The sequence below is a fragment of the Corynebacterium xerosis NBRC 16721 = ATCC 373 genome (assembly GCF_001552415.1).
Lineage (GTDB): Bacteria > Actinomycetota > Actinomycetes > Mycobacteriales > Mycobacteriaceae > Corynebacterium > Corynebacterium xerosis.
Genome location: NZ_BCRD01000005.1, coordinates 48495 through 64517, shown reverse-complemented (window position 1 = coordinate 64517; position 16023 = coordinate 48495). Strand labels below are relative to the sequence as shown.

Here is a 16023-nt window from a genome sequence, read left to right as displayed (position 1 = left end):
TCCTCAGCGGGGTCAGCCGGCCTTGACCTCGAGTGAACGCAGGCGCACCTCGCCGGCCTCATCGGAGGCCGCCAGATCCACTACGGCGATCAACCGCCAGCCGCGGTCGTCCTCGGGGTCGAGGATGGTCTGCTCGACCCTCCAGAGACGGCCGTCGGCGGCATCGTTGGTCGTGTGGGCCATGTCCACGCGGAACAGCTCCGGCCCCCGCGCGGCGGGGCCGAGATCCACGTCGTCGTACTCGCCGAAATAGTCGTCCATCAGCGACGGCCAGTCCGGTGCGTCGTCGACGAGCGAATCGAGCTCGGCCAGTTCGCGTTCCTTCTCATAGGCGAACAGCTGCACGTGGCGGAACATCAGGTTGCGCACCATGCGCGTGAACGCGCGGACGTTGCCCGTCAGCGGGCGCGACTCGTCGCCGCCGAACGCCGCCTCGCGCAGCGTCTCTTCGTCGACGGGCTTGTCCGGGTCGGCCATGCGCGCCCACTCGTCGACCAGCGAGGAATCCACCTGCTGGATCAACTCGCCCAACCACTCGACGATGTCGGCGAGCTCGTCGTTGGACGCCTCGCGGGGGAGCGTGTGCCGCAGCGTACGCCAGGCGTCGGTGAGGTAGCGCAGAAGGACGCCCTCGGCGCGGGCGATGCCGTACTCGGATACGACGTCGGAGAAGGTCATGCCCTTTTCCACCATCTCGCGGACCACCGACTTGGGGGACAGTTCGAACTCGCGGACCCACGGATGGCCCTTGGCGTAAGTCTGGAAGGCCTGCTCCAGTTCCTCCTCCAGCGGCTTCGGCCACGTGATGTCCTCGACGATGTTCATGCGCTCGGTGTAGTCGACGCCCTCCGACTTCAGCGCAGCGATCTCCGCGCCACGGGCCGCCTTCTGCTGTGCGGTGAGCAGCTGGCGCGGGTCGTCGAGGATGGCCTCGAACACCGAGATGACGTCGAGCGCGTAGTCGTCGGCCTCCGTATCGAGCAGCTCCAGCGCCGCCAGTGCGAAGGGGGCCAACGGTTGATTCAGCGCGAAGTCGCGCTGCAGCTCCACCGTCAGGCGCGGCCGGATGTCGTCGGCGCCGCCCGGGCCCTCCTGTTCCTCGACGATGCCGGCGGCGACCAGGCCGCGGTAGAGCTCGATCGACGTCAGGATCGCCTGGTTCTGCTGGTGGCGCGTGTCATGGTTGCCGCGCAGCAGATCCCGCATGTTGGCGAAGGTGTCGCCGCCGCGGGCGATGACGTTGAGCAACATCCCGTTGCTGACGCGGAAACGGCTGGTCAAAGCCTCCGGCGGCTGATCGACGAGCTTGTCGTAGGCCTGCTGCGACCACGTGACCTCGCCCTTCGGCGCGGCCTTGAGGCGAAGCTTCTTCATCTTCGCCTCGTCCTGCCCGGCACGGCGGCGCAGCTTGAAGTTCTCGATCTCGTGGTCCGGGGCCTGCACCACGACCGTGCCCTCGGTGTCGTAGCCCGCACGGCCCGCGCGACCGGCGATCTGGTGGAACTCGCGGGACTTGAGAATGCGCTGGCGGGTGCCGTCGTACTTGACCAGGCCGGTCATCAGCACCGTGCGGATGGGCACGTTGATGCCCACGCCCAGCGTGTCGGTGCCACAGATGACCTTGAGCAGGCCGGTCTGCGACAGTCGTTCGACCAGGCGCCGGTACTTCGGCAGCATGCCTGCGTGGTGGACGCCGATGCCCTGGCGCACCAGCTTCGACAGGACCCGGCCGAAGGACGTCGTGAAGCGGAAATCACCGATCTCTTCCCGGATCCTCTCCTTCTCCTCCGGGGTCAGCAGTTTCAGGCCGGTCAACGCTTGCGCGCGCTCCGCGGCCTCGCGCTGCGAAAAGTGCACCACGTAAATGGGCGCCTTGCCGTCGGCGAGCAGCTCGTCGAGGGTGTCGTGGACGGGCGTGTGCACGTAATGGAAATCCAGCGGCACCGGGCGGGTCGTGCCCGCGACGAGCTCGACGTCGGTGCCGGTGCGCTGCTTGAGGTCCTTCCGGAACATGGACACGTCGCCGAGCGTGGCCGACATGAGCAGGAACTGCGCGCGGTTGAGCAGCAGCAGCGGCACCTGCCACGCCCAACCGCGGTCCGGTTCGGCGTAGAAGTGGAACTCGTCCATGACAACCTGGTCGATGTGGGCGTCGGGCCCCTCGCGCAACGCGATGTTGGCCACGATCTCCGCGGTGGCGCACACGATCGGCGCGCCGCCGTTGACGGTCGCGTCGCCGGTCATCATGCCGACGTTCTCCGCCCCGAAGACCTCGCACAGGGCGAAGAACTTCTCGCTGACCAGAGCCTTGATCGGCGCGGTGTAGAAACTGCGCTGACCGCGGGCCAACGCCGCGAAATGAGCGGCGATGGCCACCATCGACTTTCCCGAACCCGTCGGTGTGGCCAGGATGACGTGGTCACCGCCGGCCAGCGCCAGCGTCGCCTCCTCCTGCGCGGGGTACAGCGTGATGCCCGAATCCCGCGTCCAGGCGATGAAGGAGTCGACGATCGCGTCGTCGATCAAGGATTCGGGGACGTCGGCGAGGTCGGGCAGCATGGCGGAGAGAGACACGCCGTCCAGACTAACCAATTGCCCAGCGTGGGCGGCTTTGGCATGGTTCGATGCTCATGTGTCGAGTGCAATTGAACTGAAGCGCGTCGTGGCGGCGCTGGCCACCGTCGGACTTGCGGCGGGCGCCGTCCTGGGAGCGGGGACGGCGACGGCCACCGCGGAAACGGGGGAACCGGGAGCCGGCGGCCCCGGAGGGACGGGTGGTTCGGGCAGTGAGACCGTCGCCGGCGGCGAGGTGCTTCCCGTCATCGACGCGGCACCCGGCACCGTGTTGTCGTCGCGCCCCGCCCCGGAGCCGGCGGGGGACAACGGTGGCAGTGGTGGAAGTGGTGGAAGTGGAGGCAGCGGCGGGCTCGGCGAGGCCCTCGGCGCCGGGTCCTCCGGCGAGTCGTCCGTCGACTTTTCGGCGCGCATCATGAGCTTCGCCACCCGTGATGGCTCGGGCCGCGGACGCGAGGTCGGGGGAATCGTCGTGGTGCCGGACGCCCCGTGGGAGCACGCGGGCCAGCGGCCCACCGTGGTCGTCGCACCGGGCACCGTCGGGCAGGCGGACAAGTGCGCTCCGTCGGCGACCTATGGCGAGCCCGGAGGAGGCCAGATCAGCCAGGTCCAGCCGCTGCTGGAGCAGGGGTTCCGCGTCGTGGTCAGCGACTACATCGGGTTGGGCGCCCCGGGCGTGCACACCTACGCCAACCGCCTCGATCAGGGGCAGACGATCCTCGACGCCGCGCGCGCAGGGTTGGCCGTCGACGGCCTGCCCGCGGATTCCCCGGTCGCGTTCTGGGGTTACTCGCAGGGCGGCGGCGCCACGGCGTCGGCCGCGGAGCTCGCACAGACCTATGCACCCGAACTCAACGTGGTGGTCACCTTCGCGGGCGCACCGCCGGCCGATCTGTCGCAGGTGCTCACCCGCATCGACGGCAACATGATCATGGGGGCCATCGGCTACGCGGTGAACGGGTTCCTGGAAACGAACCCGGAGCTGCGCCCGATCATGGACGAGATCGCCTCGCCCTACGGTAAACGGATCCTCGGTGAGCTGTCCGAGGACTGCATCGGCGACTCCGTCGAACGCGTCGGCCTGCACCGCACGAACTCGTGGACCCGCGACGGTCGCAGCCTGTCGGCGCACTTCGCCGAGCACCCCGAAATCGTGTCGGTCCTCGACCAGCACCGCATCGGGCGCCTGAAGCCCAATGCGCCCGTCCTGGTGCTCAACGGGCGCAACGATGACGTCATCCCGTTCCAGCAGGCCGAACAGATGGCCCGCGACTGGTGCTCGCTCGGCGCCGACGTCACCTTCGTCCCCGCGGAGATTCCGCGCATCGCCCCGGGCCTGGGCATCGGGCACACCGCCCCGATGATGTCCGGCTCCGAGCTCGCGACCCACTACCTGGCCACCGCATTCGGAATCGCGCTGAAGGAGGCGTCGGCGAGCGGTTCCGGGGGCGACATCTCGCTGCCCGGCACCTGCCAATTCTGAGGCCCGTATCCGGTCCGTCTATCCGGGTCTTGGTTGCGGCAGATTTTGGGGGTCGCCCGTTACGCGTCCTGCCCCGCCTTTTCGGGGCGCCGTGATTGGATGGGGGCATGAAACGATGCGGCGTGCGCGCCCTCCCGGTCTTGGTCGGATTGGTTGCGGCATCTTGCTTGACGACGCCCGCCTGGGCGGATCCGGCCCCGGCTGATTTTGCCGCCGACGCCCCCGGTGCGGTGCTTTCCGTGCGCGACACCGTGATGCCCGCGCCCGCCCCGCTCATCGACGGCAGTTACGCGCCGGGGCAGCAGATCGCCGCGTCGGCGCGGACCATCGCCTTCACTTCGAGGGACGCGCATGGTCTCCCGGTCACCGTCGGCGGCACCGTCCTCGTTCCCGAAGCTCCATGGACGGGCGACGGGCCCCGGCCCACCGTCGTCGTGGCCCCGGGCACGGTGGGGCAGGGCGATCAGTGCGCGCCGTCGGCGACCTTCGGCCGACCGGGCGGCGGTCACATCGCCCAGGCGCGGCTGCTGCTCGGCCAGGGATACCGTGTGGTCATCTCCGACTACATCGGCCTCGGCGACGACCGCATGCACGCCTACGGTCACCGATTGGAATCGGGCCGCGTGCTTCTCGACGCCGCCCGCGCCGGACTGGCCGTGGATGGGTTGCCGGCCGATTCGCCGGTGGCGTTGTGGGGTTACTCGCAGGGCGGCGGCGCCGTCGCCGCGGCCGTGGAAATGGCGCCCACGCTGGCCCCGGACGTGAACCTGCGCGCCGCCTACGCCGGTGCGCCGCCGGCCGATCTCGGCGCCGTGCTGGAGCGCATCGACGGGTCGATTCTCGCCGGGGCGATCGGGTGGGCCATCAACGGCTTCGCGGAGCGTGACCCACACCTGGCGGCGAAGAAGGAGGAGATCCTGAATTCCCACGGGCGCCGCATCCTCGACTCCGTGTCCGGTCTGTGCGTCGAAAAGACCGGGCTGCTGACCATGGGGCAGGAGACCCGGACGTGGACCGTCGACGGCCGGCCCATCGCCGCCCACATCGCTGACTCGCCGGAGTTCACCCGGATCATCGACGAACAGGCCATCGGCCGGTTGACGCCATCGGCTCCGGTGTTGATCTCCATCGGCCGCCACGACGACCTCGTCCCGTACGACCAGGCCGCGGCGCTGGCCGAAACGTGGCGCTCACGCGGAGCGGACGTCGAGATGGTCGTCGACGAGTTTCCCGCGGTGGCCCAGGGGACCGCGCTGAATCACTCGGTCGCCTCGGTGGCGACGGAATCGGCGGCGCTGGAGTTCCTGGCCCGGCACCTCGGCACCGACGCCATCACGAGTTCCGCGGCGCTCGGCTCCGCCTAGAAACGGAACCAGGGGCGCCGCGGGCGACGGCCTCCATCACCGTCGCCGTCGTCCCCGTCCGAGTCATCGGGTCCGTCGGTGTCGGTCTCATCGTCGGTGACGGCTGTGCCCTCCGACTCGATTGCATCGTCTGCGACATCCGTGGCGTCCGCGGCGTCCGAGTCGTGAGTGTCCTCCAGGCCGGAGTCCATGGATTCGGCGGGGGAGTCCGGGGTCGGCTCGTCGTCACGCGGAGGCGCGCTGATCTGGGAGGCCAGGAATCGCTCGAACTCCGCGCCCAACTCATCCGCCGACGGCATTGTGCCGTCCGCCCGGACCAGCGGGTTCGACTCGAGGGTGGCGCGGCGGCGCTCCTCTTCGTCGTGCTGGTGCTCGAGCATGCGGACGATGCCCGCGACCTCCTCGGACTCCGTCGCCTGTTCTGCGAGGATCTCGGCTACCTTGTCCGCTTCACGCTCGAGCGCGGTCAACGGGAAGTCCAGATCGCCGGCGTCGGCGACGGCCTCGAGCAGACGCAGCGCCGCCAGCGGGTAATCCGACGCCGCGACGTAGTGAGGAACCTGGGCGGTGAAACCGCAGGTCTTGCGGCCGCGGCGGTTCAGCTCCAGTTCGATGCGCAGGCTCGCGGCCCCCGGTACGGTCACCCGCTGACCCCACGTACGGTGGCCGGTCAGCAGCTCTCGATCATTGCCGTGCGCGATGACTCCCAGCGGCCGCGTGTGCGGGACCGTCATCGGCGCCGAGTACAGCGACACGGTGCGCTGCACGTTGAACCGCTCGGCCAGATCGGCGACGGCCTCCGAAAAGGCGTCCCACCGCAAATCCGGCTCGGGGCCGGACAACAGCAGGAAGGGCTTGCCGGCGTTGTCGCGCACGACCTGCAGCGACAGATCCAACTCGGCGCTCTCCGCGACGGCGTCTCCCACCATGGTCACGGCAGGTCGACGCGAGCGGTAATCCACCAGCTCGTCGTTGTTGAAGTTGACCAGCGGGCGGTGATCCAGCGCATCGATGAGATGGCTCGCCGACCCCGCGACGGCCAGACCCGCATCGGCGTAGCCCTGGAGCGCCACGACCATGGTCAGGCCGCCATTCTTCGGCCCCACATCCGGGGCGGGGAAATGCATCTCGTACATCTCGTGTCCCTCGTCCATGGTCTGCGCCTCCTTCTCACCGTCGGGGTGAATCCCAGTGCCCGAGTGGGCGACTGATCCATGCAACCACCTTCGCCCGGTGAATATTCCACAGGGCGGGTTTCATCCACATTAGGCGTTCCCCGGGCAGCTTTACGACGAGCCCCTTCCCGGCGCGTCACGCATCCTGCGGGCATGACGAACCCAGGCCACGACGCCGACTTTCCGGAACCGACGAATCCGTGCCATCCGAGCCATTTCGCCCGGGATAGCCGAACCCGCGATCCGTACCCCACGCCCGTCGACCACCCGCTGGAGCCCACGATGGACGCCGCCGATCCCGTCGACTTCCTGACCAACCTCCCCGGACTGCTCGGCTACTACCCGGCCGAATCTCTCGTGCTGGTCTTCGGCGACCGGTACTTGGACGACCCCGGGCCGGTGCTGGTGCGCGATCTCGACGGAGGGGAGAGCGGCGCCGTCCGCATGGCGTCGGAGGCCATGGCCGCCGAAGGGCACGAGCGCGCCGACGCCTACGTGATCACCGAAAACCGGGGTGCGGGCCCCGGCGGCTGGCAGGCGATTCTATCGGGGATCTCCTTCGACCTCGAGGAAGAGGGCTTCGACGTCATCATCGCCGCACGCACCGACCACCTGTGCGCGGGATCCGTCGTCTCGACCCCGGACGGCGAACGGCTCGGAACGCTGCGCGACCCCGCGGCGTCGTGGGCGTCCGGGAAGCTGCACGGCACCGGCGAGGCGATCTCGCGCGACGCCGACGCATTGCGGGAACGGTTTCGGCCCGAGCCCGCCGCATGCCGGATCGCCGCCGGCGAGGCCCTGCGCCGAGCCCACGACGACGTCCGCGGGGTGCGCAGGTCCGGTGGCCTGCCCGGCCTCGAGGCCATGGCGCAGGTGCGTGAACACCACCTGGAATGGCTGGCGCTGATCGATGCCGTCGACCGCGGCGACATCTGCGTGGACGACGCCCTCACGGACGCGCTGCACCTGCGCACTCTGGCGCGCCCGCTGGTCAGCCTCCTGCTGCGGGATATGACAATGTGCGAGATCCTCGGCTCGGCCGCGGAGACCGTGCGCGCGCTGTGGCTGGGGTGCGGGCGGCTGTTCAGGGGATCGGCGAGGGCCAACGCTCTTGCGTGTTACGCCATCGACCGGCACGTCCACGGCAATCCCGCGATCGCCCGCGCCGCGCTCGACGCGGCTCTCGAGACCGATCCCGACCACTCCCTGTCGCAGCTGCTGTTCGCCGCCATGGCATCGGGGCGCGGGCACGAGGCGCTCCGCTCCATGCTCGAGGCGACCACGGCGATCCTCGGCGAAGTGCACCCGGACGCCGCCGTGGACGTCGAAGACGAGGACGGCGACGGCCCCGCCTCCCGCTGAAGTGCGGGGGACGGGGCCGTCGTCAAGCGAAGGAGGATCAGCGATGCGCGGAATGGGCGCGATCGCCGAGGGCTCCGGTGAACTCCCAAGCATCGGCGACGATGGTCTTCAGATCAGTCAACTTCGGATCCCATCCCAGCTCCGAGATGGCACGGGCCGAAGACGCGATGAGGGTCGCCGGGTCGCCGCCGCGGCGAGGGGCATCCTCGGCGGGGATCGGGTGGCCGGTGACCTCGCGGCAGGCTTCGATGACCTGGCGCACCGAGTAGCCGTCGCCCGAACCGAGATTGAAGATGCGGTGCGTGCCCGGCTCGTTCGAGGACAACGCCAGCAGATGGGCGTCCGCGAGATCCTTGACGTGGATGTAGTCGCGGACCGCAGTGCCGTCCGGCGTCGGCCAATCGTCGCCGAAGACCATGATCTTGTCGCGGTGGCCCAGGGCGACCTGCAGCACCAGCGGGATGAGGTGCGTCTCCACGACGCGGTTCTCGCCGTGGCCGTTCCAGGCGCCGGCGACGTTGAAGTACCGCAGGCTCGTCGCGCCCAGACCGTACGCGCGAGCGTAGGACGTGATCGCGTAGTCGATGGACAACTTCGTCGCGCCGTACGCGTTCGTCGGGGCGGTGGGCATGTCCTCCGTGATCGGGACCTGCGCGGGCTCGCCGTACGTCGCCGCGGTGGAGGAGAAGACCAAATTGTTCGTGCCGGTGTCGCGCATGGCGTCGAGCAACGTCAGCGTCGTGCCCACGTTGCCGTGCCAGTACTCCGACGGAACCTCCACCGACTCGCCGACCAGGGACCGCGCGGCGAAGTGCAGCACGCCGTCGAACGCTCCGTCCGACAAAACGTCGCCGATGACGTCGGCGACGTTGGCCTCGATGAACTCGGCGCCCTCCGGCACGCCGTCACGGTTTCCCGTGGACAGGTCGTCGAGGACCGTGACCTCGTGGCCCTCGGAGAGGAGAACAGCGGCATTGACGCCGCCGACGTAACCGGCACCGCCCGTCACCAGGAGTTTCACTTGTTTCGCACCACCATAACCGCGTGGGAAAGCGTGTCCGGGATGTCCAGCGAATGATCGCCACGCGCCAAGGTCACTCGCCCCGGATGGAGCTCGACCTCGGCTTCGGCGCCCGGCATGATGCCGGCCGTGTGGAGTCGCTTCATGTAGGTCGGCTCGACCTGAAGAATCTCGTTGATCTGCAGCACCGTCACCTCGTACGGGCCACCGGCGGGCAGGTCGGACAGGCGCACCGCATCGGCCGGCATGTCGGCGGCCGCGGTGGAATCCAGCTCCGACAGGCCCGGGATGGGGTTGCCGAAAGGCGACAGCGTGTGCTCCTCGAGCACACCCAGGAGCTTACGCTCCACCTCGTCGCTCATAACGTGCTCCCATCGGCACGCCTCGTCGTGGACCTTGTCCCACTCCAGGCCGATGACGTCGGTGAGCAGCCGCTCCGCCAGACGATGCTTGCGCATCACGGACGTCGCGCGGGCGCGGCCTTCCTCCGACAGCTTGAGGCTGCGATCCGGGGCCACGGCCAGCAGGCCATCGCGCTCCATGCGGGCGACGGTCTGGCTCACGGTCGGCCCGGACTGATCCAGCCGCTCCGCGATGCGCGCGCGCAGGGGGATGATGCCCTCTTCCTCGAGCTCGAAGATGGTGCGCAAATACATCTCCGTGGTGTCTACCAGATCCCTCACTGCTGTCCTCCGGGTGCTCGAAACGACTGGCCGCGCCCGTGCGCGGCGATGCGCGCGCTCATCGATAAGACGACGGGCTGCGCGGATACTCCAACAATAACCGCAATGGGGGCCGGATTGTTCCCGAAGAAGCGGCGCGCCCCGTCACCGCGGGAAAGCGGCGACGGGGCATTCGGGAAATCGGGGGCGTTCGGGGGAGTCCTGAGGGGAGAAGACCTCCCCGACCGCCTACTTGGCGTAGGCGCGCAGGCGATCGGCGCGGTCGCCCTCGCGGAGCTTCGCCATGACCTCGCGCTCGATCTGTCGGACGCGCTCGCGGGACAGGCCGAAGTGGCGGCCGATCTGGTCGAGCGTGCGGGGCAGGCCATCGTCCAGGCCGTAGCGCAGCTTGATGACCTCCTGCTCGCGGATCTCCAGCGTCGACAGCACGCGGCGCACGTCGTGGTGGCGCAGCGACGCGACGACGGCCTCCTCGGCGTCGGTGGCCTCCGAATCCTCGATGAAGTCGCCCAGCGGCGCCTCCTCGTCCGTGCCCACCGGCATGTCCAGGCTCACCGGGTCGCGGGACTGGCGCAGCAGCATCTCGATCTTCGCCTCGGCGATGCCCGATTCCTCCGCCAGCTCCTCGTTCGTGGCCTCGCGGCCCAGCTGCTGGTAGAGCTCGCGCTTGATGCGGGAAATCTTGTTGACCTGCTCCACCAGGTGGACGGGGAGGCGGATGGTGCGGGACTGGTCGGCCATGCCGCGGGTGATCGCCTGGCGGATCCACCACGTCGCGTAGGTCGAGAACTTGTAGCCCTTCGAGTAGTCGAACTTCTCCATCGCGCGGATGAGCCCCAGGTTGCCTTCCTGGATGAGGTCCAGCAGCGGCATGCCGCGGCCGGTGTAGCGCTTGGCCAGGGACACGACCAGACGCAGGTTCGCTTCCAGCAGGTGGGCGCGGGCGGCCTTGCCCTCCTTGGCGATGATCTTCACGTCGCGCTTCATCGCGCGCGTCATCTTCGCGCCGCTGACCAGAAGGTGCTCGGCGTAGACGCCGGCCTCGATGCGCTTGGAGAGTTCGACCTCTTCCTCCGCGCTGAGCAAGGCGACCTTGCCGATTCCGTTCAAATACACGCGAACCAGGTCCGCGGAGGGGTTGTTGTTGTTCCCGCTGCGGCGCCCGCGATCTCGCTCCCGGGCGTTCTGTTCGTCATTTCGGACATCGGCACTAGTCATGTGATCCGGCCTTTCATTGCGAAGTCGACGATCTCACTGGGTTCAACGGGCCTGCCCCGCGGATTGTTCCCGGGATGGGGTTCCCGGCGAACGGTGATCATGCGGTTCTTTCGGCGACCGATGGGTTTCTCCTGCAAAAGTGCAGGTGGGCTGCGTCACACCGCGCGAACTGCATTACAGAGATGCGTTTCACCTGGTTTTCAAGTGCCCCAATTCGGGGGAGGGGCAAGGCTTTTCGACGGTGACGGGCAAGACGCGAAAAGCGCGGGATTGGTGGCTGTGTCAGCATTCCACGAGCACGGTGAAGGGTCCGGAGTTGACCGACTCGACGTCCATCATTGCGCCGAACCGGCCTTCCGCCACCTCCAGGCCACGCTCCCGGAGGCGCCCGACAATCTTCGCGATGACGGGTTCGGCCTCGTCACCGGGTGCCGCGTCGGTCCACGACGGGCGACGGCCCTTTTTCGTCGCGCCCATGAGCGTGAACTGGCTGACCACCAGAACCGGGGCGCCGGCGTCCACGGCGGAGGTCTCGCCGTCGAGGATGCGGAGCTCGGCGATCTTGCGCGCCATCGTCTCCCAGGCGTCGGGCGCATCCTCCCGGCCGACCCCGACGAGCGCGAGAATCCCGCCCGTGTCCCCGCCGTCGATCTCGCCAACGACGTCGCCGTCCACCCGTACCGCCGCGCGGGTGACCCGCGTCAGAACCGCCTTCATCGCTTCTCCTCTTCCTTTTCGCCCTTCTCGTCCTTTTCGTCTTTCTCGTCGGTGGCTTCCGCGTGGTCCGCGGTTGCCGCCCGGTCGCCTGCGGCGTCATCGTCGCCGCCGCCGAGCAGCTCCGCCGGCAGCACGAGTCCATGACGGACGAGATCGACGATGACCGGCACGAGCGCTTCCCTGATCTCGCCCAAGCCGTCTTCCGGAAGCGCCCCGAGCATGGCCATGACGTCGAGGACCGTCGACAATGGCGCATCGGGCGTGATCGCCGAGAGGATCCGCACGATCGAATCGTCCGTGTCGTGGCTCCACCTGGGGCCGTCGGTGCGCGTGATGCGCAGCGCGGCGGGGGAGAAGCCCTGTTCGGGATCGTGCGCGGACCCGGCCAATTCGACGCGTTCGACGGCGACCCCGGGGCGCACGCGGAATCGGGCATCGAGGATGCCGGCGGCGTTCCGGTCGCGGAGCCAAGCCGTGCGCAGCAACCATTCGGCCGCTTCGTCGCGGAAGGGACCGCCGAGCGGCTGGGGCATGTCCTCGCAGGTGATGGAGGACGGGCCGTCGATGCGCTGAATGGTGACGTATCCGAATCCGATGCCCGTGACCCCGTGGGCGGCGAAATGGTCGAGCCACGTCCGCGTCTTCGCCCGCCCCTCGGGCCCGCGAGGGTCGATGGATTCGTCGCGGAGCCACGTGCCCACGTAGGCCGCGGGATCTACGACGTCGCGCTGGATGATCCACGCCTCTACGCCCTCCTTGGGCAGCCAGGAAGCGACGCGGGTGGTCCAGTCCTCCCCGTCGACGTGCGCCCACGCGCCGAGCAAGTGTGCGGTGCCGTCCGGTTCCAGGTGGTCCGGGACTTCGCGCAGCATCAATTCGGTCGCGCCGTCGAGGTCGAGCCCGGAGTCGCGGTAGACGTGGCCGACCTCGGGGACGCCGACGACGAACGGTGGATTGGCCACGATGCGGTCGAAGCGCCGCCCCGCCACGGGGTGGAACCAGGAGCCCTCGATCACTTCGGAAGAAGGCTCCGAAACAACCTGCTCCGAGGAGTCGAGTCCGGCGGCGGCGAGCGTCGCCGAGGCGTACAGGCACGCCCGGGGGTGGACGTCGGTCGCGGTGATCGACCCGGCGCGGTGCTGGCCGAGCGCCTGCACGCCGCAACCGGTGCCGAGGTCCAGCACCGAGCCGACGGGATCGGTCGGCGTGATGTCCAGCAGCGACCGGGAAGCCCGGCCGACGCCCAGCACGTGGTCGGGGCCGGGCACGTGCGCCGTCATCGACGCATCGCGGTCGGAGAAGACGAGGCGCTCGACGCCGTCGACCTCCACCGGGCGGACGTCGATGGCGGCGACGTGGCGGACGTCGTTTCCGCCCGCTCCATCCCGTCCGTGCACCTCGCGCAGGACACCGCAGGCGAGGCACTCGGCCACGGAGTCCTCGCCCAGCCACGGGACGAGATCCACGGGATCGCCGACGATGAACGCGGCGACGGCCGCGGCCAACCCGGGGCGGTCGAGTGCGAGATGGATCGAACGCACCACGGCTTCCGGTTCGCCCCGGTCGAGGGCGGCGAGGCCGGCGTCGCCAAGCAACTGCCGCAGGCCCGCGACCCCGTAACCGAGGTCCCGCAGTACCTCGGCGAGACGCGGGGCGAGCGCCGGCAGCCCGGCCAGCTCCTCGTCGGTGGGCGGGGCGGTGATCGGGTCGATGCTCACTTCTTGGGGTTCTCCGGTGATCGGTCTTCTGAAAAGTCGGCGATGTCGAGGTCGTCGTCGCCCAGGTCGTCCATGTCGATGATCATCGAGGGATCGAAGCCGCCGTACGCGCCCAAATCCGGCTCATCGGCGACGACGGCGGGAAGGTTGATGTCCGCCTGCTCCGTGGCCGCCGGGCCCAGGGCATGCGCGGGGCCGTCGGCGAGTTGCGCCATCCGCTCGCGCTGCGCCTCTTCCCACCGGCGGTTCTGCTCGCGGACCACGCCCGGCTTGTACACGCGCGGCGAGCGCTTGTCCGCCGGCTCTCCGACGCCATTGGCGATGACCACCGCGATCCACGGCATGGGCACCGACAGCACGGTGAGGATCGCCGCCAGCCACGCCAGGTCCCACCACAGGAATGCGGCGGCGGCCAGCAGCAGCATCGGGATGCGCGACCACTGCAGGATGGCGTAGGTCTGGCGCCGGTAGTTGTAGTTGCGAATGCGCGACTGCCGCGCGTCCGTGATCAGCACCGCATCGGAGCCGCGCCTGCCCCGACGGGTCGTCCGCCGACTCGACATGGCCACAACGGTACTCCCCGCGAAAACTCCCGCATTCCGGGGTCGCGATCTCGCCGGTCCGGCCGATGGTGCACAATCGGGAACCGTGAGCACGCCCCTGAAGACCACGAAGACCATCGAACGGACCGACACCCGCGTCGACGAGACGACGCGCGACGACACCCCGAAGTTCTTCCACTACGTCAAGAAGGACCGGATCGTCGACTCCGCCGTGTCGGGCAACTACGTCGTCGCGTTGTGCGGCGAGACCTTCCCGGTGACCAAGTCCGCCAAGCCCGGTTCGCCGGTGTGCCCGGACTGCGAGCGGATCTACAAGACCCTCCGCCGCAAGTGAGCGGGCTGCGCAAATGGCAGCAGGAGGCGCTGGACAAGTACCTGTCCGCCAATCCGCGTGATTTTCTCGCGGTGGCGACGCCGGGCGCGGGCAAGACGACCTTCGCCCTGCGCATCGCCGCCGAGCTGCTGGCCCGCCGCATCGTCGAGCGGGTGGTCGTCGTCGTTCCCACCGAGCACCTGAAGGTGCAGTGGTCGGAGTCGGCGGCGAGGTCGGGCATCGCCCTGGATCCGGCGTTCACCAACGCCAAGGGCGTGGTCAATCCGTCGTACCACGGCATCGTGGTCACCTACGCGCAGGTGGCCGTGCACCCGTTCAAGCACCGTGCGGTGGCCGACGCCCGGCCGACGCTGGTCATCCTCGACGAGGTCCACCACGGTGGCGACGCGAAGAGCTGGGGCGACGGCATCGCCGAGGCGTACGGGGGAGCGGCCCGCCGCCTGTGCCTGACCGGCACGCCCTTCCGCTCCGACGACGCGGCGATCCCCTTCGTCCGCTACGCCGACGACGGCGAGGGCCACCAGAAGTCCGTCGCCGACCATGTTTACGGCTACGCCGACGCGTTGCGCGACGGCGTCGTGCGTCCCGTGGTGTTCCTGGCGTACTCCGGCGAGGCCCGGTGGCGGGACTCGGCGGGCGAGGAGTTTTCGGCGCGGCTCGGCACGATCATGAGCCCGGAGGAGACCACCCGCGCCTGGCGCACCGCGCTGGACCCGGGCGGCGACTGGATTCCGTCGGTGCTGCGCGCCGCCCACACCCGCCTGATCCAGATGCGCAAGCACATCCCCGATGCCGGCGGCTTGGTCATCGCCACGGATGCGACGACGGCGCGCGCCTACAAGCGGGTGCTGGAGCAGCTCAGCTCGACTCCGGTGGCCCTGGTGCTTTCCGACGAGCCGGGGTCCTCCGAGAGGATCAAGACCTTCTCCGATTCGACCGACGAGTGGATGGTCGCGGTGCGCATGGTGTCCGAGGGCGTCGACGTGCCGCGCCTGGCCGTGGGCGTCTACGCCACCAGCTCGTCGACGCCGCTGTTCTTCGCCCAGGCCATCGGCCGTTTCGTGCGTTCGCGCAGGCCCGGTGAGACGGCGTCGGTGTTCCTGCCGTCGGTGCCGGTTTTGTTGGATCTGGCGTCGCAGATGGAGGTGCAGCGCAACCACATCCTGGGAAAGCCGCACCGGCCGAGCGAGGGCTGGGAGGACGACCTCGTCGCCGAGGCCAACCGCACCCAGAACGAGCCCGACGATCTTCCGGCCTACGAGTCCATCGGCGCCGACGCCGAGCTCGACTACCTGATCTACGACGGTTCCAACTATGGCACCGCGACCATGGCCGGTTCCGAGGAGGAGGCCGACTACCTGGGCCTGCCCGGGCTTCTCGACGCTGACCAAATGAAGGCTCTGCTGCAGAAGCGGCAGGAAGAGCAGTTGAAGGCGTCGTCTGCGCGGTCGGAGCACGAACGCAAGATGGGCGAGCTGGATCTGGGGGAGTCGATGGGCGCGGGTGGTACCGGCGCCGGCGCTCCCGGTGTGCCGCCTGCGGCGGGTGCCGACGGTGCTCCCGAGGTGCCCATGCCCCGGCCCGGTTCGGTGGCCAGCGAAGCGTTGCCGAAGCTCCGCAAGGAGTTGAACACCCTGGTCGCCATGACGGCGGCGAGGACCGGGCGCAAGCACGGCGAGATCCACAACGAGGTCCGCAGAAACTGCGGGGGCCCGCCGACCGCGCTGTGCTCCGAACAGCAGCTGCGCGACCGGATCGGTTATCTGCGCCGCTGGTGACGCGCGGCCGGCCTCGTTTGTGGGGTCGGCCCG

The 16023-nt window shown here is 69.2% G+C and carries 13 protein-coding genes; 5 read left to right on the top strand and 8 right to left on the bottom strand.

Translation table 11 applies throughout. The features are described from left to right. Nucleotides 1-12: 12 nt before the first annotated feature. Nucleotides 13-2559, bottom strand: a complete 2547-nt coding sequence (locus CX1_RS09055; protein ID WP_046649827.1) for a DEAD/DEAH box helicase — start codon at nucleotides 2557-2559, stop codon at nucleotides 13-15. A gap of 73 nt (nucleotides 2560-2632) precedes the next feature. Between CX1_RS09055 and CX1_RS09050 the strand changes: the two genes are divergently transcribed. After that, nucleotides 2633-4057: a lipase family protein gene (locus CX1_RS09050; RefSeq protein WP_169793212.1), complete on the top strand. Its 1425-nt coding sequence runs from the start codon at nucleotides 2633-2635 to the stop codon at nucleotides 4055-4057. A gap of 167 nt (nucleotides 4058-4224) precedes the next feature. Then, a complete protein-coding gene (locus CX1_RS09045; protein ID WP_160298006.1) occupies nucleotides 4225-5421 on the top strand; it encodes an alpha/beta fold hydrolase in 1197 nt (398 codons plus the stop codon). Here CX1_RS09045 and CX1_RS09040 read toward each other — a convergent pair. Continuing rightward, nucleotides 5418-6575 (bottom strand): PAC2 family protein, encoded by a 1158-nt coding sequence (locus CX1_RS09040; RefSeq protein ID WP_046649825.1) that lies wholly within the window; start codon nucleotides 6573-6575, stop codon nucleotides 5418-5420. The two genes, CX1_RS09045 and CX1_RS09040, sit on opposite strands and share 4 nt — an antisense overlap. 174 nt (nucleotides 6576-6749) lie before the next feature. Here CX1_RS09040 and CX1_RS09035 point away from each other — a divergent pair, with 174 nt between their 5' ends. Further along, nucleotides 6750-7958 (top strand): DUF4192 domain-containing protein, encoded by a 1209-nt coding sequence (locus CX1_RS09035; RefSeq protein WP_046649824.1) that lies wholly within the window; start codon nucleotides 6750-6752, stop codon nucleotides 7956-7958. Nucleotides 7959-7995: 37 nt separating this feature from the next. On the opposite strand, the gene galE is transcribed toward CX1_RS09035, so the two are convergent. The 6 genes from galE to CX1_RS09005 all read right to left on the bottom strand — a co-directional run bounded on the left by galE (nucleotide 7996) and on the right by CX1_RS09005 (nucleotide 13878). After that, nucleotides 7996-8979: a UDP-glucose 4-epimerase GalE gene (galE, locus tag CX1_RS09030; RefSeq protein WP_046649823.1), complete on the bottom strand. Its 984-nt coding sequence runs from the start codon at nucleotides 8977-8979 to the stop codon at nucleotides 7996-7998. Then, nucleotides 8976-9662 carry an iron-dependent transcriptional repressor DtxR gene (locus CX1_RS09025; RefSeq protein ID WP_046649822.1) on the bottom strand — a complete coding sequence of 229 codons (687 nt, stop codon included), beginning with the start codon at nucleotides 9660-9662 and terminating at the stop codon, nucleotides 8976-8978. The genes galE and CX1_RS09025 overlap by 4 nt, the downstream gene beginning before the upstream one ends. A 228-nt stretch (nucleotides 9663-9890) precedes the next feature. Beyond that, nucleotides 9891-10880 carry a sigma-70 family RNA polymerase sigma factor gene (locus tag CX1_RS09020; protein ID WP_046649821.1) on the bottom strand — a complete coding sequence of 330 codons (990 nt, stop codon included), beginning with the start codon at nucleotides 10878-10880 and terminating at the stop codon, nucleotides 9891-9893. A 282-nt stretch (nucleotides 10881-11162) separates the two neighbouring features. Further along, entirely contained in the window at nucleotides 11163-11597 is a 435-nt protein-coding gene (gene dtd, locus CX1_RS09015; RefSeq protein WP_046649819.1) for a D-aminoacyl-tRNA deacylase, read from the bottom strand. Then, a complete protein-coding gene (locus CX1_RS09010) occupies nucleotides 11594-13309 on the bottom strand; it encodes a DUF7782 domain-containing protein (RefSeq protein ID WP_432264156.1) in 1716 nt (571 codons plus the stop codon). Before CX1_RS09010 ends, dtd begins: the two co-directional genes overlap by 4 nt. 2 nt (nucleotides 13310-13311) lie before the next feature. Continuing rightward, nucleotides 13312-13878 carry a DUF3099 domain-containing protein gene (locus CX1_RS09005; RefSeq protein WP_046649860.1) on the bottom strand — a complete coding sequence of 189 codons (567 nt, stop codon included), beginning with the start codon at nucleotides 13876-13878 and terminating at the stop codon, nucleotides 13312-13314. An 85-nt stretch (nucleotides 13879-13963) separates the two neighbouring features. Between CX1_RS09005 and CX1_RS09000 the strand changes: the two genes are divergently transcribed. Together CX1_RS09000 and CX1_RS08995 are read left to right on the top strand one after the other, a co-directional pair. Next, complete coding sequence (locus CX1_RS09000) at nucleotides 13964-14212, top strand: DUF3039 domain-containing protein (RefSeq protein ID WP_046649818.1); 249 nt, start codon at nucleotides 13964-13966, stop codon at nucleotides 14210-14212. Further along, nucleotides 14209-15990 (top strand): DEAD/DEAH box helicase, encoded by a 1782-nt coding sequence (locus tag CX1_RS08995; protein ID WP_060925552.1) that lies wholly within the window; start codon nucleotides 14209-14211, stop codon nucleotides 15988-15990. Before CX1_RS09000 ends, CX1_RS08995 begins: the two co-directional genes overlap by 4 nt. The last annotated feature ends 33 nt before the right edge of the window (nucleotides 15991-16023 follow it).

Coding starts and splice junctions, on each gene's coding strand:
- CX1_RS09035 (WP_046649824.1), top strand. CDS start 6,750: ATGACGAACCCAGGCCACGACGCCGACTTTCCGGAACCGACGAATCCG.
- CX1_RS09020 (WP_046649821.1), bottom strand. CDS start 10,880: ATGACTAGTGCCGATGTCCGAAATGACGAACAGAACGCCCGGGAGCGA.
- CX1_RS09040 (WP_046649825.1), bottom strand. CDS start 6,575: ATGGACGAGGGACACGAGATGTACGAGATGCATTTCCCCGCCCCGGAT.
- CX1_RS09055 (WP_046649827.1), bottom strand. CDS start 2,559: ATGCTGCCCGACCTCGCCGACGTCCCCGAATCCTTGATCGACGACGCG.
- CX1_RS09005 (WP_046649860.1), bottom strand. CDS start 13,878: ATGTCGAGTCGGCGGACGACCCGTCGGGGCAGGCGCGGCTCCGATGCG.
- dtd (WP_046649819.1), bottom strand. CDS start 11,597: ATGAAGGCGGTTCTGACGCGGGTCACCCGCGCGGCGGTACGGGTGGAC.